At 67.2% G+C, this 21,665-nt stretch carries 18 protein-coding genes; 7 read left to right on the top strand and 11 right to left on the bottom strand.

The genetic code is table 11. The annotated features are described in order from the left end of the window. Window positions 1–52 precede the first annotated feature (52 nt). From OEL49_RS16365 to OEL49_RS16380, 4 genes are all read right to left on the bottom strand, one after another. Entirely contained in the window at window positions 53–1,561 is a 1,509-nt protein-coding gene (locus OEL49_RS16365) for a sensor domain-containing diguanylate cyclase (RefSeq protein WP_287875688.1), read from the bottom strand. 103 nt (window positions 1,562–1,664) lie between these two features. Then, window positions 1,665–3,833, bottom strand: coding sequence for an EAL domain-containing protein (locus tag OEL49_RS16370; RefSeq protein ID WP_287875690.1), 2,169 nt, complete (start codon window positions 3,831–3,833; stop codon window positions 1,665–1,667). Further along, the gene (locus OEL49_RS16375) at window positions 3,830–4,777 is read right to left on the bottom strand and encodes an ABC transporter substrate-binding protein (RefSeq protein ID WP_205231233.1); all 948 of its coding nucleotides are present in this window, start codon (window positions 4,775–4,777) and stop codon (window positions 3,830–3,832) included. Before OEL49_RS16375 ends, OEL49_RS16370 begins: the two co-directional genes overlap by 4 nt. 48 nt (window positions 4,778–4,825) lie before the next feature. Next, window positions 4,826–7,066, bottom strand: coding sequence for a TonB-dependent receptor plug domain-containing protein (locus OEL49_RS16380; RefSeq protein WP_014237912.1), 2,241 nt, complete (start codon window positions 7,064–7,066; stop codon window positions 4,826–4,828). A gap of 15 nt (window positions 7,067–7,081) precedes the next feature. Between OEL49_RS16380 and OEL49_RS16385 the strand changes: the two genes are divergently transcribed. From OEL49_RS16385 to OEL49_RS16395, 3 genes are read left to right on the top strand one after another with little or no spacing between them, the layout of a single operon-like run. Then, the gene (locus tag OEL49_RS16385; RefSeq protein WP_287875693.1) at window positions 7,082–7,984 is read left to right on the top strand and encodes a histone deacetylase; all 903 of its coding nucleotides are present in this window, start codon (window positions 7,082–7,084) and stop codon (window positions 7,982–7,984) included. A gap of 9 nt (window positions 7,985–7,993) precedes the next feature. Next, window positions 7,994–9,502 (top strand): bifunctional ADP-dependent NAD(P)H-hydrate dehydratase/NAD(P)H-hydrate epimerase, encoded by a 1,509-nt coding sequence (locus OEL49_RS16390; protein ID WP_014237914.1) that lies wholly within the window; start codon window positions 7,994–7,996, stop codon window positions 9,500–9,502. Between the two features lie 42 nt (window positions 9,503–9,544). Beyond that, window positions 9,545–10,423, top strand: a complete 879-nt coding sequence (locus tag OEL49_RS16395; RefSeq protein ID WP_014237915.1) for a DMT family transporter — start codon at window positions 9,545–9,547, stop codon at window positions 10,421–10,423. On the opposite strand, the gene OEL49_RS16400 is transcribed toward OEL49_RS16395, so the two are convergent. Next, window positions 10,420–11,904 (bottom strand): FMN-binding glutamate synthase family protein, encoded by a 1,485-nt coding sequence (locus OEL49_RS16400; protein ID WP_287875695.1) that lies wholly within the window; start codon window positions 11,902–11,904, stop codon window positions 10,420–10,422. The genes OEL49_RS16395 and OEL49_RS16400 overlap by 4 nt on opposite strands. Window positions 11,905–11,966: 62 nt before the next feature. Here OEL49_RS16400 and nadC point away from each other — a divergent pair, with 62 nt between their 5' ends. Continuing rightward, on the top strand, window positions 11,967–12,851 hold the full coding sequence (nadC, locus tag OEL49_RS16405; protein WP_287875697.1) for a carboxylating nicotinate-nucleotide diphosphorylase: 885 nt from the start codon (window positions 11,967–11,969) through the stop codon (window positions 12,849–12,851). A gap of 224 nt (window positions 12,852–13,075) precedes the next feature. Further along, window positions 13,076–13,213, top strand: coding sequence for a hypothetical protein (locus OEL49_RS16410; RefSeq protein WP_014237918.1), 138 nt, complete (start codon window positions 13,076–13,078; stop codon window positions 13,211–13,213). A 31-nt stretch (window positions 13,214–13,244) separates the two neighbouring features. On the opposite strand, the gene OEL49_RS16415 is transcribed toward OEL49_RS16410, so the two are convergent. Beyond that, complete coding sequence (locus OEL49_RS16415; protein ID WP_287875700.1) at window positions 13,245–13,865, bottom strand: class I SAM-dependent methyltransferase; 621 nt, start codon at window positions 13,863–13,865, stop codon at window positions 13,245–13,247. 64 nt (window positions 13,866–13,929) lie between these two features. Continuing rightward, window positions 13,930–15,369, bottom strand: a complete 1,440-nt coding sequence (gene thrC, locus OEL49_RS16420; protein ID WP_287875703.1) for a threonine synthase — start codon at window positions 15,367–15,369, stop codon at window positions 13,930–13,932. A gap of 210 nt (window positions 15,370–15,579) precedes the next feature. Between thrC and OEL49_RS16425 the strand changes: the two genes are divergently transcribed. Then, window positions 15,580–16,758: a flagellin gene (locus OEL49_RS16425; RefSeq protein WP_014237921.1), complete on the top strand. Its 1,179-nt coding sequence runs from the start codon at window positions 15,580–15,582 to the stop codon at window positions 16,756–16,758. A gap of 64 nt (window positions 16,759–16,822) precedes the next feature. Here OEL49_RS16425 and OEL49_RS16430 read toward each other — a convergent pair whose 3' ends face one another. The 4 genes from OEL49_RS16430 to alaC all read right to left on the bottom strand — a co-directional run bounded on the left by OEL49_RS16430 (window position 16,823) and on the right by alaC (window position 21,180). Next, entirely contained in the window at window positions 16,823–17,080 is a 258-nt protein-coding gene (locus OEL49_RS16430) for a DUF2249 domain-containing protein (RefSeq protein ID WP_014237922.1), read from the bottom strand. A 252-nt stretch (window positions 17,081–17,332) separates the two neighbouring features. Beyond that, window positions 17,333–18,643: a homoserine dehydrogenase gene (locus OEL49_RS16435; RefSeq protein WP_287875706.1), complete on the bottom strand. Its 1,311-nt coding sequence runs from the start codon at window positions 18,641–18,643 to the stop codon at window positions 17,333–17,335. Between the two features lie 55 nt (window positions 18,644–18,698). Beyond that, complete coding sequence (locus OEL49_RS16440; protein ID WP_205231244.1) at window positions 18,699–19,925, bottom strand: pyridoxal phosphate-dependent aminotransferase; 1,227 nt, start codon at window positions 19,923–19,925, stop codon at window positions 18,699–18,701. Between the two features lie 67 nt (window positions 19,926–19,992). Next, window positions 19,993–21,180 carry an alanine transaminase gene (alaC, locus tag OEL49_RS16445; RefSeq protein ID WP_014237925.1) on the bottom strand — a complete coding sequence of 396 codons (1,188 nt, stop codon included), beginning with the start codon at window positions 21,178–21,180 and terminating at the stop codon, window positions 19,993–19,995. Between the two features lie 111 nt (window positions 21,181–21,291). Here alaC and OEL49_RS16450 point away from each other — a divergent pair, with 111 nt between their 5' ends. Continuing rightward, the gene (locus OEL49_RS16450) at window positions 21,292–21,663 is read left to right on the top strand and encodes an Mth938-like domain-containing protein (RefSeq protein WP_130458666.1); all 372 of its coding nucleotides are present in this window, start codon (window positions 21,292–21,294) and stop codon (window positions 21,661–21,663) included. Window positions 21,664–21,665 lie beyond the last annotated feature (2 nt).

Raw genomic sequence — 21,665 nt, forward strand, 5'->3', positions numbered from 1 at the left:
AGTGGCTGAAGGGGTAAGGCGAAAGGCGGGATTATACCCGCTTGGCGCCCCCCTAGCCCGGGGTAACGACGGTGTCTGCGGGGAGCCCGGCAGGCGGCGCCGCCACCACCCGGTTGCGCCCGGCCCCCTTGGCGGCGTAGAGCGCCCGGTCGGCCTGCAGCAGCAGTTCTTCCGCCGAGGCCAGATCGCTGCTGTAAGCGGCAATGCCGATGCTGACGGTGAACTGCACCACGCCCTGGGGCGTCGGGATGCGGATCTCGGCCACCTTCTGGCGCAGGCGCTCGGCCACGGGCTGGGCCTGTTCCACCGTGGTCACCGGCAGCAGGATGCCGAATTCCTCGCCCCCCAGGCGGGCGAACTGGTCGGACTGGCGCAGGCAGGACTGGGCGGCGGCGACAAAGGCGCCGAGGGCCTTGTCGCCCACCGCATGGCCGTAGCCGTCGTTGATGCGCTTGAAGAAATCCAGGTCCAGCACCATCAGGCTGAGGTCGTCGCCGTGGCGCTGACTGCGGGAAAACTCCCGGGTCAGAGAGGCCATGAAATGACGCCGGTTAAGGCAGCCCGTCAGGTCGTCGGTGCTGGCCATGCGGAACAGCTCGCAGCGGGCCCGTTCCTGGTCCCGCAGCAGCCAGATGAGGCGGCCGGAGGCGGCCAGGGCGAAGACGGTGAGGATCAGCCCCACCAGGGTGATGACCGTGGCGTCCAGCTCCCAGCGGGCCAGGATGTCGTCGGTGGCGGCGGCCACCACCACCACCAGGGGAAAATCGTCCATGGCGGCATAGGAGGTGAGCTTGCTGACGCCGTCGGTGGCGCTGGAGGAAGAGAACTCCACCCCCCGGGGCTCCCGGGGCAGGAAGTCGGCAAAGACGTCGGTCTGGGCCGCCGACTTGCCCAGCAACTGGGGCAGGTGGGGAGCCCGGGCCAGCAGGGTGCCGTCCCGGCGCAGCAGGGTGATGGCGCCGTTGGGGCGGATGCGCTCCTGCTCGAAGACGCCGGCGAAATAGTCCACCCGGATGGAGGCGAGCAGCACCGTCACGTCGTGGCTGCTCCGCTGCAGGGGCACGGAGATGGGGATCAGCCAGTGGCCGTTCTCCCGGCTCTGCACCGGGGTGCCGATGTAGAAGCCGCGCCGTCCGGCGTCGCCCTGGGCGAGGAAATAGTCCCGGTCGCCGACCCGGGCGTTGGGCTTGGGGCCTTCGGCGGGAATGCGGTAGAGGGCGCCGTCGCGCTTCACCAGGCGCAGCTGGATGGCATTGCCGGAAGCCCGGTAGAAGCCTTGCACCAGGGCGGAGAACTGGGGATCGGTGAGGGGATCGGCCTGGGGATGGTTGGCCAGCCACAGGTCGGAGGTGTCGAGAAAGACTTCCACCAGCTTGAACATGCGCCGCACCTGCTCTTCCGCGGCGGTGGACAGGCGCACCAGGGTGACCCGGGTGCTGTCGATTTCCAGATCGCGGCTGCGCAGGCTCCAGTAGGCGACGAAGGCCCACAGGCAAAGCAGGAAGACGGCGGTGAGTCCCACCACCAGCCTGATCGAGATACGCTCCGTATCCTTCCCCATGCTCCCCGTCCCTGCCCGTCTGCGCCCTGGATACCGCATTGTATCCACGACCCCGGGCTCTTCTGCTGGAGAGAACGCAAAAAACGCGAAAAGTTCGCCGGCCTCAGGCCGCCGGCGACGGCAGGATCGAATAGACGCCGGCCTCGCCATTGACGTGACGGGCCTCGCACACCGCCAGCCAGTCCTCGAACAGCTGGGGCGGATCGAACCAGGTGCCCTGCCCCAGCTCGATGCCGATCTCCCGCACCATGGCGAAGACCGCGGCATCGTCCACCATCTCGGCCACGGCGGCCACGCCCAGCTGGCGGCTGATATCGTGGATGGCCCGCACCAGGGTCTGGCTGACCCGGTCGTCGGTCATGCGGTGGATCAGGTCGCCGTCGATCTTCACATAATCCGGCGGCAGGGCCCGCAGGTAGGCGAAGGAGGAGAGGCCGCTGCCGAAAGCGTCGAAGGCAAAGCCGCAGCCCAGCTGGCGCAGGCCCTGGGCGAAGGTCTGCACCTCGGCGAACTGGCGGCTGGCGGCAGCCTCGGCCACTTCGAAGCAGAGGCAGGCCGGGGCAATGCCGTAGTGCTGCAGGCGCTCGCCGATGTATTCCAGGGTCTCGGGCCGGCCCACGGTCTGCACCGAGAGGTTGATGCCGCACTGCAGGCTGGGGTGGCTTTCCTGATCCAGCAGCCGGCGCAGGCCGGAGCAGGCCGCATCGATGGCCCAGCGGTCCAGCCGGGGCATCAGGTTGAAGCGCTCCGCCGCCGGCAGGAACACCTCCGGCAGCACCACCTCGCCCCGTTCGTTGAGCAGGCGCAGGAAGACCTCGAAGCGCAGGCAGGAGGAAATGCCGGAAACCAGGGGCACCACCGGCTGGGCGTAGAGCAGCAGGCGGTTTTCCTCCACCGCCTGGGTCAGGCGGGAGGCCCAGTCCATTTCCCCCTGGTGCCGCACCACCTCCCGATCGTCGGCCTGGTAGACGTGGATGCGGTTGCGGCCCAGGTCCTTGGCGGCGAAGCAGGCCTGGTCGGCGGCGGCCAGGGCCTCCTCCAGGGTCTGGATGCGGGAATCCAGTTCCACCAGGCCGATGCTGGCGCCAATGCCGAAGGCCCGGTTGTTCCAGACGAAGCGGAAGTCTTCCACCAGCTGGCGCAGGGATTCCACCACCCGCAGGCCGTCTTCCAGGCTGCAGCGTTCCAGCAGCAGGCCGAACTCGTCGCCGCCCAGGCGAGCCAGCAGATCCTGCCCCCGCACCCGCTGCCGCAGCAGCTGGGTGATCTGGCGCAGCAGTTCGTCGCCGGCGGCGTGGCCGCAGGTGTCGTTGACGACCTTGAAACGGTCCAGGTCGATGTAGCACAGCACGTGGTGCAGTTCTTCGCCACCGCGCCCGTCCAGGGTGGCCTGCAGATGCAGTTCGAATTCGCGCCGGTTGGCCAGGCCGGTGAGGGGATCGTGGCTGGCCTGGTGGGCCAGCTGGGCAGTGGCGGTGGCAATGCGCTCCTGCATGGATTCGTGCATGTCCTGGAGACGGCTGGCCATGTGGTTGAAGCCCCGTTCCAGGGCCCCCAGTTCGCCGGCGGAGGCCTGCTCCACCCGGGCCTCCAGCTCGCCGGCAGCCATGCGTCCGACGGCCTTCAACAGGCGCCCCACGGGACGGGACAGGGAACGGGCCATGCGCAGGGCCACGTAGGCGCCGGCCCCCAGGCCGGCCGTCAGGATCAGCAGGGTATGCAGCAGCAGGGCCGACTTGCGCGCCTGCAGGTCTTCGCTGGACAGTTCCACATAGACCCAGCCCAGGCGGTCGCTGCCGGGGGGCTGGGGCGGCATCGGCTCGAGACTGAGGAAATCGTCGATATCCAGCTGGCTGCGGCGCACCGGGGCGACGAAGCCCAGGGTGTCGTGACTGCTGGCCAGCAGCCCCACCAAGTCGCCGGCCTGCTCCGCCAGGCGCACCGGCAGCTGGGTGCGGCCGCTGATGGCCAGGACCCGGCCCTGGAAGTCCGTCACCACGGCGGCGCGCACGTCGGGCTGCTGCATGGCGGCCTGGACCAGGGCCTGCAGACTGGGCCGGTTGCCCGAGATGAGGCCGTACTCGCTGGCCGGCGCCAGGTACCGGACGATGGTGTGGCCACGCCGGCGCAGTTCCTCGTCCAGTTCGCCCATGCCGGTGATGGAGAAATAGGAGGCCAGGGCCGTGGCCACCAGCACGGCCGGCAGCAGGGCCAGCCACAGGGCCCGCTGGCGGATGCTGCCGACCAGACGCAGATAGAGGTGCTGCATCATTCGCCCTCCCCCGCCTTTTCCAGGGCTTCCCGCAGCACACCCTCGTCCGGCAGATCCAGTCCCAGGGAACGGGCCACGTTGCGATTGACGGCGACGCTGAAGTAGCTCGGGTACAGGGGCGCCCCCAGGGTCACCCGTCCCGCCGGCAAGCCCCGCAGGAACTCGGCCGTCTGGCGCCCCATCTGGGCCGGGGTGGAGAACACCGCCGCCAGGGCTCCGGCAGTCACGTAGGCCTGGGAAAAGCCCACAACCGGGCGCTGGTGGCGATAGGTGGTGAGCAGCACCGGCCGGGCCGTGTTGCGGTTGAACACCAGGCCGTCGGGCAGGGCCAGCAGCACGTCGGTACCCGGCAGCAGGCGGTTGAGGGCGGGCACGATGTCCCCCTCCTCGGCCACCTGCTCCATCTGCAGTTCAAAGCCGGCCCGGGACACGGCACTGCGCAGGCGCGGCGCCAGAGCGGCGGATTCGGGCCCCAGCAGCGCCGCCACCCGCTTGCGTCCGGGCAGGGCGAAGCGCAACAGGTTGAGCTGGCGCGACAGGGGCTGGTCCAGGTAGAGGGCGGAAAAACTGCCGGGCCGGGCGCGGCGCCCGGATTCGGCTGCGATCCGCTCGAAGGTCAGGCGGGGCACCAGGACGCTCAACACCGGCGGCGTCCCTTCCATCCGCGCCAGGGCCCGGGCGGCGCCGGCCCCTACGGCCAGGACCAGGGAGGCATCGCCCAGTTCCGCCTCGTCGATCTTTTCCCCAGCTGCCGCCACCCCGGTCAGCCGCACCACCCGCCGGCCCGGGGACTGGGCCATGCCGGCATTCAGGGCGTCAAGGAATTCGGCGTAGACACCGCCCCGCTCGCTCAGGACCACGGCCACCGTATCCGCCGCCGCGGCCGGTGCAGCACCTGCCGTCAGCCCCAGCCACAGCAATGCCAATGCGATATGACAAAGCATTCGCAGGCGAGGCAGGGCCGGGGAAGGGAACAGGCGCGACATGGGAAATCAGAATTCCAGCCGCAGATTGACGTAGGAACGACGGCCGATGAGGTTTTCGTAATAAACCTCCTGATAGGGCTTGTCGAACAGGTTCTGCACGATGAAGGCGACCTCGCCCTGGTAGGCGCCGTCGCGGAAGCGGTAGGCCAGACGGGCATCGACCCGCTCGTAGGGCGTCTGCAGATCGCCATCGCCTTGTACCGTCAGCCGCCCCACTGCGTAGTAAGCCAGACTGCCGGTCCAGCGGTGGTCGAAATCGTGGGCCAGCAACATGCTACGGCTGTGGGAGGCCGCCGATTCTGCATAGGCACCTGAGCGCTCCGAATTGAAGCCGGAAATACGGGAGGCCGCCAAGGCCAGATGAATACGGGTATTGCTAGCCACTCTCTGTTGCCACTGCATTTCCACCGCCCGGATCTGGGCATTACCTTCGTTCCGGTACTCCTGCCAACTCTTTCCGGCAGGCCGATAAGTCTCCAGCAAATCTCCAAGTCGGTCGTAGGAATACTTGAAATCCAGATGGCCACCCGGCAACTCCCACAAGTAGCCTAGTTCCCGGGAGTCGATGGTTTCAGAGCGCAGGTCATCCTGGTGATAGGCACTGCGCACGGAGGGAAAGGCGCAGGAAGTAATTAGGCCAAACGCCTTCAGCGTGGCGCAGGAGGCAGGTGTCCAGGAAGTACTGAGGCGGATGTCCGATTTCGCCTCGAAAATGGTCGGGGTATGGGTGGCACGACTGGCAATCAGGCGCAAAGTATGGCCGGGCTGCCAGTGATAGTTGGCCGCCACCCGGGGCGACCAGTAGGTACCCGTGAAGCTGTTGCGTTCCAGCATCCCTCCCGCGTTGAGCACCCACTTGGCAGTCGGCCGCCATTCCAGATTCGCAAACAGGTTCTGCTGGCGGAACTCCACCGGCTCCGTTGAGTTGAGATAGTAGGTACTGGAAAAGCGGTCCAGGCGGGCGCCACCACCCCATACCAGACGTGTCGAGGAAGTAGGGGCGAAGGCGTGCTGCAGTTCCACGTCGTAGCGCTCCGCCACCAAACGCTGGGGACTGTTCAGGGGATAGGGAACCTCGAGGTAGAACGGCAAACCGGCAATGGTGACCTTGGGGTCCCTGAGTAGGGCGGACAGGTCCAGGTTCTGCTCGTCCCGGCTGGCGTAGGCTTTAAGGGAAAGCTGCTCGTCAGCACTGAGAGTACGCTGCCAGCGCAGAGAGCCGTAGTAGCTGTTCAACTGCCTGGTGTGGGGTGGGGAGCCCTCATAGGCCCCGGGTGATTCCCGGCGGCCAGACTGGTGATCTCCGGAGGAAAGACCGGCTTGGATTTCCAGAGAATCCCGGTTTCCCAGTTGCAGATCGCCACGGAAACTGAGGTTGGCCAGACGCTTGTCATCATGGCGCCGGGCGGAAAAGGAATGACCTGGCGCCGTGGGCGCCTGCAATTCGATGCCTTGGTCTGCGCGGAGGCTGCCAGTAATCCGGTAGTCCAGGCTCCCGGACTGACCACCATAGCGAAAGGTGGAATCGTTGCCACGACTACTCTGGGTCAGGGAGACCATAGTGCCGGAAACATCGGCAGCCTGGCGGCTGATGATGTTGATGATGCCGAGGAAGGCATTGGCGCCGTAGGTGGCCGAGTTGGGGCCACGGATCACCTCGATGCGCTCGATGTCCTCCAGCGCCAGAGGCAAGGTGCTCCAGACGGCGCCGCCGAAGAGGGGGGTATAAATGGAACGGCCGTCCACCAGCACCTGCATGCGGCGCGAAAAGGAATCGGAGAGACCATGGTAGCTGACCATGGTGTTTGGCACCAATGCTCCCTTGTCCGCTCCCTCCCCCACGTACATGCCGGGCACCAGGCGGAACAGGTCGGGAATGCTCCAGGCGCCGGAATCCCGGATCATCTGGCGGTCGATCACCGTCACCGCCGCCGGCGCATCTGCTACATTCTGGCGTAGACGGGAAGCGGTCAGCACCACCGGCACATCGGCAAGCAAATCCTGTTCAGAAAGGTCGGCTAGCGACTCCGCCCCCTGGCAGGGCAGGGCAGAAATCATCAGGAACATGGGCAGAATGCTGGCCCGGAACAGGTATTTCATCATTATTGGGGCGCGGTGACAGGTGACCAATGCCGGTTGCCAGACCCGCTTCCGGTACAGCTGATTGGCGGCAAAAACTGACAGCAGCATATTGTAAATTTTTGTAGCTGCCACCTTAACGGTAATCCCCGCATCGAACAAGCGCATAAATCATCTTCCAGCATGCAGCTCTTCTACTCCGACACCTTCGTCCTGCCCCTACCCCCGGGCCACCGTTTTCCCATGGAAAAGTACGCCCGCCTGCGCCAGACCCTGCTCGACGAAGGCTACCCGCCGGCGGACTTCATCCTGCCCGAGGCCGCCAGCCGCGAGGACCTCTGCCGGGCCCACGATCCGGCCTACGTGGAACGGGTCTGCAGCGGCCGGCTGACGCCGGAGGAAATGCGCCAGATCGGCTTTCCCTGGTCGGACGCCATGGTGGAGCGCTCCCGCCGCTCCGCCGGCGCCACCCTGGGCGCCTGCCGGGCGGCCCTGGCAGAGGGCTGGGGCGTCAATCTGGCGGGCGGCACCCACCACGCCGCCCATGCCGCCGGCGCCGGCTTCTGCGTCTTCAACGATGCCGCCGTGGCCGCCCGGGCCCTGCAGGCCCAAGGCCGGGTGGGCCAGGTGGCGGTGATCGACTGCGACGTGCACCAGGGCGACGGCACCGCCCGCATCCTGGAAGGGGATGCCAGCGTGTTCACCTTCTCCATCCATGGCGCCCGCAACTATCCCTTCGCCAAGGCCCGCAGCGACCTGGACATCGAACTGCCCGACGGCTGCGACGATGCCGCCTATCTGGCGGCCCTGGAACAAGGGCTGGCGGACCTCTTCAGCCGCTGCCGGCCCCAGCTGGCGATCTACCTGGCCGGCGCCGACCCCTACGCCGGGGACCGCCTGGGGCGCCTTTCCCTGACCATGGCCGGCCTGGAGGCCCGCGACGAGCGGGTCCTGGCGGCCTGCCGGGAGCGGGGCATCCCCGTGGCCATCGCCATGGCCGGCGGCTACGCCCGGGACATCGGCGACACCGTGGCCATCCATGCCAACACGATACGTTGTGCCCGCCGGCACTTCGAGCAGCGCTAGAATCCAGTCATGACCGCCACCCTGACGCCCCCGCCCCCCGCCCTGCCCCTCTACCACAGCCAGGGCCTGCGCGCCCTCGAAGCCGCCGCCAGCAAGCAGCCCCTGATGGAACGGGCCGGCCTGGCCGCCGCCGACCTGGCCGCCAGCCTGTGCCGCCCCGGCCCGCTGCTGGTGCTGGCCGGCCCCGGCAACAACGGCGGCGACGCCTACGTGGCCGCCCGCCACCTGCAGGCCCGCTTCTTCGCCGTACAGGTGGTGGCCTGGGACGACGGCCAGCGGGCCCCGGCCGACGCCCGGGCCGCCCGCCAAGCCTTCCTCGAGGCCGGCGGCACCATCCTCGACGCCATCCCCCCCTGCCCCCGCTGGGGCCTGGTGCTGGACGGCCTCTTCGGCATCGGCCTGCAACGCCCCCTGAGCGGCGCCTACGCCGATGCCGTGGCCGCCGCCAACCACCTGGCAGAGCGGGACCATTGCCCCCTGCTGGCCCTGGACTGCCCCTCCGGACTCGATGCGGACAGCGGCCGCGCCCTGGGGCCGGCCATCCGCGCCAGCCACACCCTCACCTTCATCGCCCACAAGCCGGGCCTGCTCACCCTGGACGGGCCGGACCACTGCGGCGCCCTGCATCTGGCCGCCCTGGAGCTGGACGCCCCCGCCCTGGTGCCGGCGGACGGCTGGAGCATCGGCCGGGAACACTTCGCCGCCCACTTGCAGCCCCGCCGCCGCAACAGCCACAAGGGCAGCTACGGCAGCGCCGGCATTCTCGGCGGCGCCGCCGGCATGGTCGGTGCCGCCCTCCTCGCCGGCCGCGCCGCCCTGCTCCTGGGCTGCGGCCGGGTCTTCGTCGGCCTGGCGGACCGCCACGGCCCCGCCTTCGATCCCCAGCAGGCGGAACTGATGCTGCGTCCGGCCGCGGCCCTGGAGGCCGCCCCCCTCACCGCCCTGGCCGTGGGCCCGGGCCTGGGCCAGGCGCCGGAGGTCAGGGAATTCCTGTCCCGGGCCATTACCGGCCCACTGCCCCTGGTCCTGGATGCGGATGCCCTCAACCTGCTGGCGGCCGACCCCACCCTGGCCCAGGCCCTGGCCACCCGCCAGGCGCCGCGGCTGCTCACGCCCCACCCGGCGGAAGCGGCGCGCCTGCTGGGCACGGAAGTGGCCCCAGTGCAGGCTGACCGCATCGGCGCCGCCACGCAACTGGCCGAGCAGTTTGGCGCCTGGGTCGCCCTCAAGGGAGCCGGCACCGTGGTCGCCGCGCCGGACGGGCGCTGGTGGATCAATACCAGCGGCAACCCGGGCCAGGCCGCCGCCGGCCAGGGCGACGTGCTCACCGGCATGACGGTGGCGCTCCTGGCCCAGGGCTGGGAGCCGGGCGCAGCCCTGCTGGGGGCGGTGCATCTGCACGGCGCCGCCGCCGACACCTTGCCGGGAACCGGCGTCGGCCCCATCGGTCTGACTGCCTCGGAGACGGCAGTGGCAGCCAGGGCCCTGTTCAACGCCTGGTGCCAGTCGGCCGTCTGACCCTTACCGCGGAGCGCCGCTCCGCCCGTCAAAAGAAAAACGATGTCCCATCCCAGCCATCCCCTGCGGGGCGTGCTGCTCATGCTCGCCGCCGTCTTCTTCTTCGCCCTGCTGGATGCCACCTCCAAGACCCTGGCCGCCACCTATCCCATTCCCTTCCTGGCCTGGGCCCGCTACCTGGTGCATTGCCTGCTGATGCTGGTCTTTCTCGGTCCCCGCCTGGGCCGGGGCCTGGTCAGCACCCGGCGGCCCGGGCTGCAGATCCTGCGCGCCCTGCTGCTGGTGGGCGTCACCGCCTGCATGATGGCGGCCCTGCGCAACATGCCCCTGGCCGAGACCACTGCCGTGGTCTTCATCACGCCCCTGCTGGTGGCCATCCTGGCCGGCCCCTGGCTGGGCGAGAAGATCGGCCTCAACCGCTGGCTGGCGGTGGGCATCGGCTTCATCGGCGTGCTCTTCATCGCCCGCCCCGGCGGCGACCTCAATCTGGAAGGCATTGCCTGGGCCCTGGCCTGCGCCGGCTGCTACACCGTTTATCAGCTGCTGACGCGCCAGCTCTCGCCCACCGAGAACACCCTGACCATGCTTTTCTACACCGCCCTGGTGGGCACCCTCACCATGACCCTGGCGGCACCCTGGTTCGGCGCCGTCCCGGCCATCCAGGGCTGGGACTGGGCCCTGCTGTGCGCCATGGGGCTGTTCGGCGGCAGCGGCCATTTCCTGCTCATCGCCGCCTTCCGCCACGCCCCGGCTTCCACTCTGTCGCCCTTCCTCTACGTGCAACTGCTGTGGGCCACCCTGCTCGGCTGGATCGTCTTCGGCCACCTGCCGGACGGCCTCACTACCGCCGGCATGGCCGTCATCGCCGGCAGCGGCCTGTGGCTGGCCCTGGCCCAGCGGCGGGAAAGCCGCCGCGGCTAGGCCGGGCGGGGATAGGGATAAAGCATGTTGAGGGCCACGCTCTCGCCGTTGGGCTGCACCATGCGCACGTGCTCCCGCTGGAACTCCCGGGCGTGGCGCAGGCCGCAGGAGTGAGCAATCATGTCCATCTCCTTGCCCATGTTGCGGCAGTAGGCTGCGACCCGCTCGGCCTTGTCCTCCACATCCAGGCCCCGCTGCAGGCGCGGGTTGTGGGTGGTGATGCCGGTGGGACAGGTGTTGCTCTGGCAGCGCAGGGCCTGGATGCAGCCCAGGGAGAACATGAAGCCCCGCGCCGAATTGACGAAATCGGCGCCGCAGGCCAGGGCCCAGGCGGCCTTGGCCGGGGTCACCAGCTTGCCGGCGGCGATGACCCGCACCCGGCCCTTGAGATCGGCCTCCAGCAGGGAATCCACCACCCGGGGCAGGGCCTCCATGATGGACAGGGCCATGTGGTCCGCCAGGGCCTGGGGCGCCGCCCCGGAACCGCCCTCGCCGCCGTCGATGGCGAGGAAATCGGGAGCGCAGTGCAGCCCCCGGCGCAGCACCGCCTCGTTGAGCAGGTGCATGAACTGCCAGCCGCCGATGGCGGTCTTGATGCCCACCGGCTTGCCGGTGACGTCCCGCACCCGCTGCACCATGTCCAGCAGCTGCTCCATGTCGGCGATGTCCCGGTGCCGGTTGGGCGAGAGGGAATCCTGGCCCAGGGGAATGCCGCGGATGGCGGCGATCTCCGGCGTCACCTTGGCCGCCAGCAGCACCCCGCCCTTGCCCGGCTTGGCTCCCTGGGACAGCTTGATCTCGAAGGCCCGCACATTGTCGTGGGCCGCCAGCTCCCGCAGTTTCTGCTCCGACAGGCGCCCCTGCTCGTCACGGCAGCCGTACTTGGCGGTGCCGATCTGGAAAATGACGTCGCAGCCCCCTTCCACATGGTAGGGCGAAAGGCCGCCCTCCCCCGTATCCATCCAGCAGCCGGCCATCTGGGCGCCCCGGGCCAGGGCCTGGACGGCGGGCTTGGAAATGGCGCCGAAGCTCATGCCGCTGATGTTGATCAGGGAACGGCCGGTGAAAGGCTTGTCGCACCAGCCCTCGCCGATGACCAGGGGCGGCGTCGGCAGGCGTTCCTCGTCGAGCACGGGGAAAGGCGCATTGACGAAGAGGATGGCGCCGGTCTGGTGCAAGTCGCAGGTGGAGCCGAAGCCCAGGATGCCGCCCTCGTTTTTGGCCAGGCGGTAGATCCAGCCCCGGGTGGCCCGGTCGAAGGGACGCTCCTCCCGGTCGTTGAGGAAGAAGTACTGGCGGAAGTACTCCCCCAGCTTCTCGAAGAAATAGCGCAGGTGGCCGACGATGGGGTAGTTGCGCAGCACCGTGTGACGCTTCTGGGTGATGTCCTGCACATACCAGTACACCAGCCACGCCGCCAGGCCCAGGGCGAGCAGGACGCCCAGACTGACATGCAGGATACCCATTGCTTCGCTGCCCATGGCGCCTCCTTTGCGGATGTTAGAATTGCGTCCGGTCAATCTAACATGAACGAAAGCCTGCCGTGCCCAAGCCCGTGGATTCCCAACTCACCCTGCAACTGCCCCCCGCCGCCGAAATCGAGCGCAATGTGGATGGCGCCCTGGCCGAGGACGTAGCCGGCGGCGACCTGACGGCCCAGCTGATCCCGGCCGGCCAGCCCGGCACGGCCACGGTGATTTCCCGTGAAGCGGCCACCCTGTGCGGCACCGCCTGGTTCGAAGCCGCCTTCCGCAAGGTGGATCCGGCCTGCCGCATCACCTGGCACGCCCAGGACGGCGACCGGATCCAGCCCAACCAGCTGCTCTGTGACATCGCCGGCCCGGCCCGGGCCCTGCTCACTGCCGAGCGCACCGGCCTCAATTTCCTGCAGCTGCTCTCCGGCGTCGCCACCCGCACCCGCCGCTTCGTCGATACGGTGGCCGGCACCAGGGCCCGCATCGTGGACACCCGCAAGACCCTGCCCGGCCTGCGCCTGGCCCAGAAATACGCAGTCACCTGCGGCGGCGGCGACAACCACCGCATTGGCCTCTACGACGCCATCCTGATCAAGGAAAACCACATCATGGCCGCCGGCGGCATCGCCCAGGCCATGGCGGCGGCCAAGGCCGTGGCCGCCGCGGCGACCGTGCCCTGCAAGTTCATCCAGGTGGAAGTGGAAAATCTGGAGGAGCTGCGCCAGGCCCTGTCCGCCGGCGCCACCATGGTCCTGCTGGACAACATGAGCCTGGCCGACATGGCGGAAGCCTCCCGCCTGGCCGCCGGCCAGGCCGTGCTGGAAGCCTCCGGCGGCGTCAGCCTGGAAACGGTGCGGGCCATCGCCGAAACCGGGGTGGACCGCATCTCCATCGGAGGCCTGACCAAGGACGTGCAGGCCCTGGATCTCTCCATGCGCTTCAAGGCGGGCTGAGGGGCCGCCGCAGCGGCTCTCCACCGCCTCTCCCCGGCTTCCCCAGCGCCTTACCCATCCGCCTGGGGCCTGCCCTCCGGCAGGCCTGCATCTCTTTGTTCCCGGGCCGGCCGGGAGCCAAATATGTCACGGCAGCGCCGGAGCAGGTGGCTATAATCGGCCGAAGAACCCCGGTTCCGCCGCCACGGCGGGCCATCCGCCGGGGTCGTCACCGGGGGAACGACATGCTGTTCGCGCTTTTCTACGTCATCGCCATCGCCGTGCTGGTGCTGCACTTCACCGGCTTCCTCGCCCGTCACAATCTGGAATGGCTGGTCCTGGTCCTGGCTGCCGCCGTGTTCCCGGCCGTCATCTACCTCTAGCCGCGCCTCGCCATTCCCGCCGGGCTGAACCTCAGCCCGGCTTTCTCGCCACCAGGTCAATCAGGGCCGAACGGCCCCGATGGGCCTGGCCTTCATGCAGTTCCGCCTCATACTCCCGCAGTTCCTCGATCTCCAGGCCGGCAAAGGCCTGGCGCAGCAGTTCCGGCGTGTACAGGTTCTCTACCGCACTGGGGCCCCCGGTGCGGTACTCCAGCTGCTTCGGGGTATAGCCGTGCAACAGCAGGCGACCGCCCGGTTTCAAGGCCTGGGCCAGGCCGGCAAAAATCCGTTGCCGCTCTTCCGGGTTGGAGAACTGGATGAACACGGCCACCACCAGGTCGTAGGCGGCCTCGGGCCACGCCCAGTCCAGCAGGTCCGCCACCTGGAAATCCACCAGGACGCCCCGGCCGGCGGCCAGGCGCCGCGCCTTCTCCACCGCCACCGGCGACACTTCCACCGCCGTCACCTGCAGGCCCTGCTCCGCCAGCCAAACGCTGTTGCGCCCCTCACCATCGGCCACCGACAGGGCGGTGCTGCCCGCCCCCAGGAGGAATTCGTGGAGGGCGAGAAAACGGGTGGGAGCGGTGCCGAAAAGGTAATCCTCGCCGGCGGCGCTGAAGCGCTCGCTCCAGAATTTTTCGTGTTGGCTCATCTTGATCGCTCCGTCAAAGAAAAGGGCACCCGCAGGTGCCCCGTTCGGTAGTGGCAGGTCCTGCTCAGACCCGGGCCTGGATGAAGGCCTTCACCGCATTCACGTCCGGGTCCATGACCTCGACGCGCTGGGGCAGCTTTTCCAGACCTTGGAGATCGGCAGGCACTTCCGGTTCCCGGCCCAGGGCCTCCCGGATGGTCTCGGCGAACTTGGCCGGCAGGGCCGTTTCCAGCACCACCGTGGGCATGCCGGCGACGGGATTTTCCTTGGCCACCTTGAGGCCGTCGGCGGTGTGGGTGTCGATCATCACACCATAGGTCTGCCAACAGGACTGGATGGTGGCCAGGCGGTCGGCATGGCTGCTGGCGCCGGAGACGAAGGCGAAGCCGGCCAGCTTGTCCATGTAGGGGGTGCCGCGCAGATCGAAGGCATTGCCCGCATCCACCTGGGCCCACAGTTCCCGCACCTTGGCCGGGTCGCGACCCACCAGATCGAAGACGAAACGCTCGAAGTTGGAGGCCTTGGAAATGTCCATGGAGGGGCTGGAGGTGACGAAGGTCTCGGCGGTCTTGCGGGGACGATAGACGCCGGTTTTGAAGAACTCGTCCAGCACGTTGTTTTCGTTGGTGGCCAGGATCAGCTTGCCGATGGGCAGGCCCATCATGCGGGCGATGTGGCCGGCGCAGATGTTGCCGAAGTTGCCGGAAGGCACGCAGAAGGCCACCTGCTGGTCGTTGTTCTCGGTGGCGCCGAAGTAGCCCTTGAAGTAATAGACGATCTGGGCGGCAACCCGGGCCCAGTTGATGGAATTGACGGCGCCGATCTTGTACTTGGCCTTGAAGGCGGCGTCGTTGGAGACGGCCTTCACGATGTCCTGGGCGTCGTCGAACATGCCGCGCACAGCGATGTTGTGGATGTTCTCGTCCTGCAGGGAATACATCTGGGCCCGCTGGAAGGCGCTCATCTTGCCGTCCGGGGAGAGCATGAAGACACGCACGCCCTTCTTGCCGCGCATGGCGTATTCGGCGGCGGAACCGGTGTCGCCGGAGGTGGCGCCGAGAATGTTGATCTCTTCGCCGCGCTTGGCCAGCACGTACTCGAAAAGGTTGCCCAAGAGCTGCATGGCCATGTCCTTGAAGGCCAGGGTGGGGCCGTTGGACAGTTCCTGCAGGGCCAGCTTGCCCTGCTCCAGCCAGTGGATGGGGGTCACATCGGCGGCGTTGTCGCCGGGACGGGCATGGCAATAGACCTGGGCGGTGTAGGTCTTGTCGCAGATGGCCTTGAGGTCGGCCGGGGGAATGTCGTCGATGAACTTGGACAGCACGGCAAAGGCCAGCTCGGCGTAGGACAGCTGACGCCAGGCATCCAGCTCGGCCCGGCTCACCTGGGGATAGGTTTCCGGCAGGTAGAGGCCGCCATCGGGGGCCAGGCCGCCGAGGAGGATGTCGCAGAAGGACTGGGTCGGGGAGGAGGCTGCATCACCGCGGGTAGACAGATAGCGCATGGAAAATCCGGGACGTTCAAGGACTTAAGGAAGGGCCGAAGGATACCACGGCCGCTCCCCTTGCCGAAGCCTGGCGCCCCAAGGGCATAACGTAAGGACGAATACGGGCAACACCCTCAAGTTGGCGGGCCCAAGGCCGATAGGGATGGGTAGCCCCTTGCTCCGCAAAAAGTACGGAATAGCCGCCCATCCCGATGGTACGAACGCCCGATGCCGCTGATCATTAACACCAACGTTCTCGCACAGACCGTGCAGCAGAACCTGGCGCGCTCGTCCGGGACCCTCGCCCAATCGCTGCAGCGCCTGTCATCGGGCCTGCGCATCAACAGCGCCAAGGACGACGCCGCCGGCATGGCCATCGCCGAGGGCCTCAGCACCATCATCCGCGGCGGCAACCAGGCGGTGCGCAACGCCAACGACGGCATTTCCCTGAGCCAGGTGGCCGAGTCGGCCCTGGGTCAGATCAGCGGCAACCTGCAACGCATCCGGGAAATCGCCATCCAGGCGGCCAACGGCTCCATGGTGGACAGCAACCGCTCCCAGCTGCAAAAGGAAGTGGACCAGCTGACCCAGGAAATCAGCCGCACCGTGCAGACCACGGATTTCAACGGCTCCCGCCTGCTCTCCGGCGCCTCCACCCTGACCTTCCAGGTGGGCTACAGCGGCAGCGGCGACAACCGCATCCAGGTCAGCACCACGGACCTGGCCCAATCCCTGGGCAGTCCCAGTCCGGCGGCCAAGGCCTCCAGTGCCATCCTCGGCGCCGTCCAGGGCGGCAGCTCGCCCCTGGCCGCCATCACCGCCGCCGACCAGGCCCTGCGCAAATTCGTCACCAGCGGACTCACCACCACGGTGGGCAGCAACACCTACAACGTCAGCGGCTTCACCAGCGGCAGCCCGGCCCAGAATGCGGCCTGGGCCACCTACCAGGCCGCCGAAGCCGCCTATAACGCCAATGCGGGCGCCAAACCGGCAGTCGTCCTGGCGGCAGTGAACAATGCCGCCGCCAACGCCGCTGCAGGTTACGGCTGGGTAGGCGCCGGCACCGGTCTGTATTCCTACTACCAGAGCATGACCGCCACCGGCACCATCAACATCACCAACCAGGCCCTGGCAGCGGCGGCGGTCGTCAGTGTCGATGCGGACATCGCCAAGATCGCCAACCTGCGGGCCACCTTCGGCTCGGTGCAGAACCGCTTCGAAGCGGTGGTGGCCAATGTGCAGGCCTATGTGGAAAACACCAGCGCCGCCCGCAGCCGCATCACCGATGCGGATTTTGCCGAAGAGACCGCCCGGCTGACCCGCAATCAAATCCTGCAACAGGCCGGAACAGCAGTTCTCGGCCAAGCCAACACCGCCCCTTCCACCGCCCTTCGCCTGTTGCGATAAAAAAAGGCCGGCGCAAGGCCGGCCTGGTGGGATCGGGCGGCGCCGGGCTGGCCGGCGCGCTGCCTCAACCCTGCTTGGTGAAGTCGATGACGATGGCGCCCGGCTCGCGCTGCACGTAGGCGATGGAGATGCCGTCGCCGTAGCGGGTAAGCAGCTGGTCCAGCAGCGGCAGGGGGTCGTGGTCGTTGCAGAAGCGCATGGTCTCGCCGGGAAACAGGGCGTCGAAGGCGCCGAAGATGGCGGCGTGGCGGAAGCGCTTGGCAACGCCCCGGGCGTCGAAGGGATAGAGGGCCAGGGGAGTGGGTTGGTCGCAGGCGTGCATGGATGTCCTCGCAGGGATCGGAGTAAAAACAGGAGCGCCCATTGTGTCCAGGCGGCACCACTCCGTCTTTGATCCAGACAGGCAAAACCCCTGAGGCGGCCAAGGCCTTTTGCCCCATCCTGCCAAAGGAAAAGGACGGGCACCTTCACCGCACCATCCTGGAGACCCGCACGGGGCGGACATTTCCGGGATGGCAGGCTGAAGATGCCCGTCCTAGCTGCATCGCAGCCCGTCAGGGCTGCGCGGTGCGGCTTACTGCAGTTCTTCCAGGCGCAGGCGGGTGACCTTGCCCTGCACGGCGGCCAGGGCTTCGATCTTGGCGATGGCCGCGTCCACGCTCTTTTCCCGGGTCTGGTGGGTGAGCAGGATGATGTCGGTCTGCACTTCGCCCTCGCCCGGCTCCTTCTGGATCATGGCGTCGATGGAGATGGACTGGTCGGCCAGGATGCGGGTGATGTCGGCCAGCACGCCGGGCTTGTCTTCCACCCGCAGGCGCAGGTAGTAGGCGGTCTGCACTTCGGCCAGGGGCAGGATCGGCAGGTCCACCACGGCGTCCGGCTGGAAGGCCAGGTGGGGCACCCGGTGTTCCGGATCGGAGGTATGCAGGCGGGTGACATCCACCAGGTCGGCGATGACGGCGGAAGCGGTGGGCTCGGCACCGGCGCCCTTGCCGTAGTAGAGGGTGGCGCCGACGGCGTCGCCCTTCACCAGAACGGCGTTCATGGCGCCTTCCACATTGGCGATGAGGCGCTTTTCCGGGATCAGGGTGGGATGCACGCGCAGTTCCACGCCTTCCGGGGTGCGCTTGGTCACGCCCAGCAGCTTGATGCGGTAGCCCAGCTGCTCGGCGTACTTGATGTCGATGGCGTCCAGCTTGGTGATGCCTTCCACGTGGGCCTTGTCGAAACTCATGGGGATGCCGAAGGCGATGGCGGACATGATGGTCAGTTTGTGGGCCGCGTCCACGCCTTCCACGTCGAAGGTGGGGTCGGCTTCGGCGTAACCCAGGCGCTGGGCTTCCTTCAGCACGTCGGCAAAGGACAGGCCCTTGTCGCGCATCTCGGAGAGGATGAAGTTGGTGGTGCCGTTGATGATGCCGGCCACCCACTCGATGCGGTTGGCGGAGAGGCCTTCGCGCAGGGCCTTGATGATGGGGATGCCACCGGCCACGGCGGCTTCGAAGGCGACGATGACGCCCTTCTTCTGGGCGGCGGCGAAGATTTCGTTGCCGTGGGTGGCCAGCAGGGCCTTGTTGGCGGTGACCACGTGCTTGCCGTTTTCGATGGCCTTCATGACCAGGTCCTTGGCCACGCCGTAGCCGCCGATCAGCTCGACGACGATGTCCACATTGGGATCGCTGACCACGGCGAAGGCATCGTCGGTGACCTTGCAGGCGCCGCCGGTGACCTGGCGGGCCAGGTCCAGATTGCGATCGGCCACGATGGAAATCTCGATGGGACGGCCGGCCCGGCGGGTAATTTCTTCCGCATTACGTTTGAGGACGGTGAAGGTGCCGCCACCGACGGTACCGATGCCGAGCAGGCCGACGTTGATCGCTTTCATATGCAAGATCCCTAGTTGCTGAGTTAATTATCGTGGTTGGAAAAATCAGGTGCGGTCAGGTGCCGTGACGTTTGCGGTAGCCGGCCAGGAAGCGGTCGATGCGGCCGACGGCTTCCTTGAGGTCGTCCACATGGGGCAGGAAGACCAGGCGGAAGTGGTCCGGCTCGGGCCAGTTGAAACCGGTGCCCTGGACCAGCAGCACCTTCTCCTCCTGCAGCAGTTCGGCGATGAACTGCTGGTCGTCCTGGATCGGATAGACCTTGGGGTCCAGGCGCGGGAACATGTACAGGGTGGCCTTGGGCTTGACGCAGGTGACCCCGGGAATGGCGGTGATCAGCTCGTGGGCCACGTCCCGCTGGCGGCGCATGCGGCCGCCCTCGGCCACCAGGTCGTTGATGCTCTGGTAGCCGCCCAGGGCGGTCTGGATGGCCCACTGGCCGGGCACGTTGGCGCACAGGCGCATGGAGGCCAGCATGTTGAGGCCTTCGATGTAGTCGGCGGCGGGACGCTTGTCGCCGGAGACCATCATCCAGCCGGCCCGGTAGCCGCAGGAACGGTAGTTCTTGGAAAGGCCGTTGAAGCTGATGGTCAGCACGTCTTCCGAAAGGGAGCCGATGGCGGTGTGTTCGACGCCGTCGTAGAGCACCTTGTCGTACACCTCGTCGGCGTAGATGATCAGGTGGTGCTGGCGGGCGATCTCGACGATTTCCTTCAACAGGTCATCGGGATAGAGGGCGCCGGTGGGGTTGTTGGGGTTGATGATGACGATGGCCCGGGTGTTCTCGGTGATCTTGGCCCGGATGTCGTCCAGGTCGGGCAGCCAGCCGGCGCCCTCGTCGCAGATGTAGTGCCGCGGCGTGCCGCTGGAAAGGCTGACGGCAGCGGTCCACAGGGGATAGTCGGGGGCCGGCACCAGCACTTCGTCGCCCGGGTTGAGCAGGGCGTTCATGGACATGACGATCAGTTCGGAAACGCCGTTGCCCACGTAGATGTCTTCCAGGCCAACGCCCTTGACCTTCTTCTGCTGGGCGTAGTGCATGATGGCCTTGCGCGCCGCGAAGATGCCCTTGGAGTCGGAATAGCCCGCCGAATTGGGCAGGTTGCGGATCATGTCCTGCTGAATCTCTTCCGGCGCATCGAAACCGAAGGAGGCCAGGTTGCCGATGTTGAGCTTGATGATCTTGTGGCCGTCCTCTTCCATCTGCTTGGCCTTTTCCAGCACGGGGCCGCGGATGTCGTAGCAGACGTTGTCGAGCTTGGCGGATTTCTTGATGGGTCGCACTTTGTTTTCCTGCGGGGTTGCCGGCGGGGCCGGACGAAGATCAATTCGGTTTTGTCTGGCGGCTGGCTTACTTGAGCAGGCCGTCCTTGCGGAACATGTCCTTGATGCCGCGGATCGCCTGGCGGGTACGGGCCTCGTTCTCGATCAGGGCAAAACGCACGTGGTCGTCGCCGTAATCGCCGAAGCCGATGCCCGGGGAGACCGCCACCTTGGCCTCCGCCAGCAGCTTCTTGGCGAATTCCAGGGAGCCCAGGTGGGCATAGGGCTCGGGGATTTTGGCCCAGATGTACATGGAGGCCTTGGGCACCTCCACCATCCAGCCCGCCTCGTGCAGCCCCTTGGCCAGCACGTTGCGGCGCAGTTCGTAGGTCTGGCGCACTTCTTCCACACAGTCCTGGGGGCCGTCCAGGGCGATCACCGAGGCCACCTGGATCGGCGTGAAGGTGCCGTAGTCGTGGTAGCTCTTGATGCGGGCCAGGGCGGCGCACAGCTCCTTGTTGCCCACCATGTAGCCGACGCGCCAGCCGGCCATGTTGTAGCTCTTGGACATGGTGAAAAATTCCACCGCCACGTCCCGGGCGCCGGGCACTTCCATGATGGAGGGGGCCCGGTAGCCGTCGAAGACGATGTCGGCGTAGGCAAGGTCATGCACCACCAGAATGTCGTGCTCCTTGGCCAGGGCCACCACCCGCTCGAAGAAGTCGAGCTCGACGCAACGCGCCGTAGGATTGCTGGGGAAGCCCAGGATCATCATCTTGGGCTTGGGCGTGCATTCCCGGATGGCCCGCTGCAGTTCTTCGAAGAAATCCACATCGTCGGTCATGCGCACGGAGCGGGTGTTGGCCCCGGCGATGATGGCGCCGTAGATGTGGATGGGGTAGCTGGGATTGGGCACCAGCACCGTGTCGCCCCGGTCCAGGGTGGCGAGCATGAGGTGGGCCAGGCCTTCCTTGGAGCCGATGGTGACCACCGCCTCGCTGTCCGGGTCGAATTCCACGTTGTAGCGGCGCAGGTACCAGTCGCAGATGGCCTTGCGCAGCCGGGGAATGCCCTTGGAAACGGAATAGCCGTGGGTGTCGCCGCGCTGGGTGGCGTCCACCATCTTGTCCACGATGTGTTTCGGCGTGGCGCCGTCCGGGTTGCCCATGGACATGTCGATGATGTCCTCGCCCCGACGGCGGGCAGCCATCTTCAGCTCGCCGGTGATGTTGAACACATAGGGCGGCAGACGCTTGATGCGGGGAAAGTCTTTCATGGGCGCAGGGGAATTCCGGCAGTCGGCACCAGCGGCCGGACGGTCCGGACGGGCGCGTAAAAAGGCTATAATCCTACCCTTTCTTACCCCGTTTGTGCACCGCAGCCGACCATGAAGCTCCACAGAGACAGTACAGACGGCCATTATTCCTTCACCGGCTACGGTGACGACTACGTGGCCATCAACGGTAAGAACCACCAGGGCAATCTGGTGCTGCTGCCCCGGCGCCTGATCCAGGACTGGACCGACGCCACTTTCGACAGCCTGACCCAGGCCGATTTCGACTTCCTCGCCGAGCTGAAGATGGAAATCATGATCCTCGGCACCGGCGCCAAGCAGCGCTTTCCCCATCCCCAGTTGCTGCAGGGCCTGATGCGGGCCGGCGTCGGCCTGGAGGTGATGAACACCCAGGCCGCCTGCCGCACCTACAACATCCTGGTGGCGGAAGGCCGCAGCGTCGGTTGCGCCCTGCTGCAGGGCTGAGG

This window comes from Azospira sp. (assembly GCF_030247495.1).
Lineage (GTDB): Bacteria > Pseudomonadota > Gammaproteobacteria > Burkholderiales > Rhodocyclaceae > Azospira > Azospira oryzae.

Bases quoted from the DNA above. Each gene is read 5' to 3' on its own strand.
- OEL49_RS16365 (WP_287875688.1), bottom strand. From the start codon at position 1,561: ATGGGGAAGGATACGGAGCGTATCTCGATCAGGCTGGTGGTGGGACTC.
- OEL49_RS16430 (WP_014237922.1), bottom strand. From the start codon at position 17,080: ATGCACGCCTGCGACCAACCCACTCCCCTGGCCCTCTATCCCTTCGAC.
- OEL49_RS16380 (WP_014237912.1), bottom strand. From the start codon at position 7,066: ATGCGCTTGTTCGATGCGGGGATTACCGTTAAGGTGGCAGCTACAAAA.
- OEL49_RS16390 (WP_014237914.1), top strand. From the start codon at position 7,994: ATGACCGCCACCCTGACGCCCCCGCCCCCCGCCCTGCCCCTCTACCAC.
- OEL49_RS16425 (WP_014237921.1), top strand. From the start codon at position 15,580: ATGCCGCTGATCATTAACACCAACGTTCTCGCACAGACCGTGCAGCAG.
- OEL49_RS16375 (WP_205231233.1), bottom strand. From the start codon at position 4,777: ATGCTTTGTCATATCGCATTGGCATTGCTGTGGCTGGGGCTGACGGCA.
- OEL49_RS16395 (WP_014237915.1), top strand. From the start codon at position 9,545: ATGTCCCATCCCAGCCATCCCCTGCGGGGCGTGCTGCTCATGCTCGCC.
- OEL49_RS16450 (WP_130458666.1), top strand. From the start codon at position 21,292: ATGAAGCTCCACAGAGACAGTACAGACGGCCATTATTCCTTCACCGGC.
- alaC (WP_014237925.1), bottom strand. From the start codon at position 21,180: ATGAAAGACTTTCCCCGCATCAAGCGTCTGCCGCCCTATGTGTTCAAC.
- OEL49_RS16370 (WP_287875690.1), bottom strand. From the start codon at position 3,833: ATGATGCAGCACCTCTATCTGCGTCTGGTCGGCAGCATCCGCCAGCGG.
- OEL49_RS16410 (WP_014237918.1), top strand. From the start codon at position 13,076: ATGCTGTTCGCGCTTTTCTACGTCATCGCCATCGCCGTGCTGGTGCTG.
- OEL49_RS16400 (WP_287875695.1), bottom strand. From the start codon at position 11,904: ATGGGCAGCGAAGCAATGGGTATCCTGCATGTCAGTCTGGGCGTCCTG.
- OEL49_RS16435 (WP_287875706.1), bottom strand. From the start codon at position 18,643: ATGAAAGCGATCAACGTCGGCCTGCTCGGCATCGGTACCGTCGGTGGC.
- thrC (WP_287875703.1), bottom strand. From the start codon at position 15,369: ATGCGCTATCTGTCTACCCGCGGTGATGCAGCCTCCTCCCCGACCCAG.
- OEL49_RS16415 (WP_287875700.1), bottom strand. From the start codon at position 13,865: ATGAGCCAACACGAAAAATTCTGGAGCGAGCGCTTCAGCGCCGCCGGC.
- OEL49_RS16385 (WP_287875693.1), top strand. From the start codon at position 7,082: ATGCAGCTCTTCTACTCCGACACCTTCGTCCTGCCCCTACCCCCGGGC.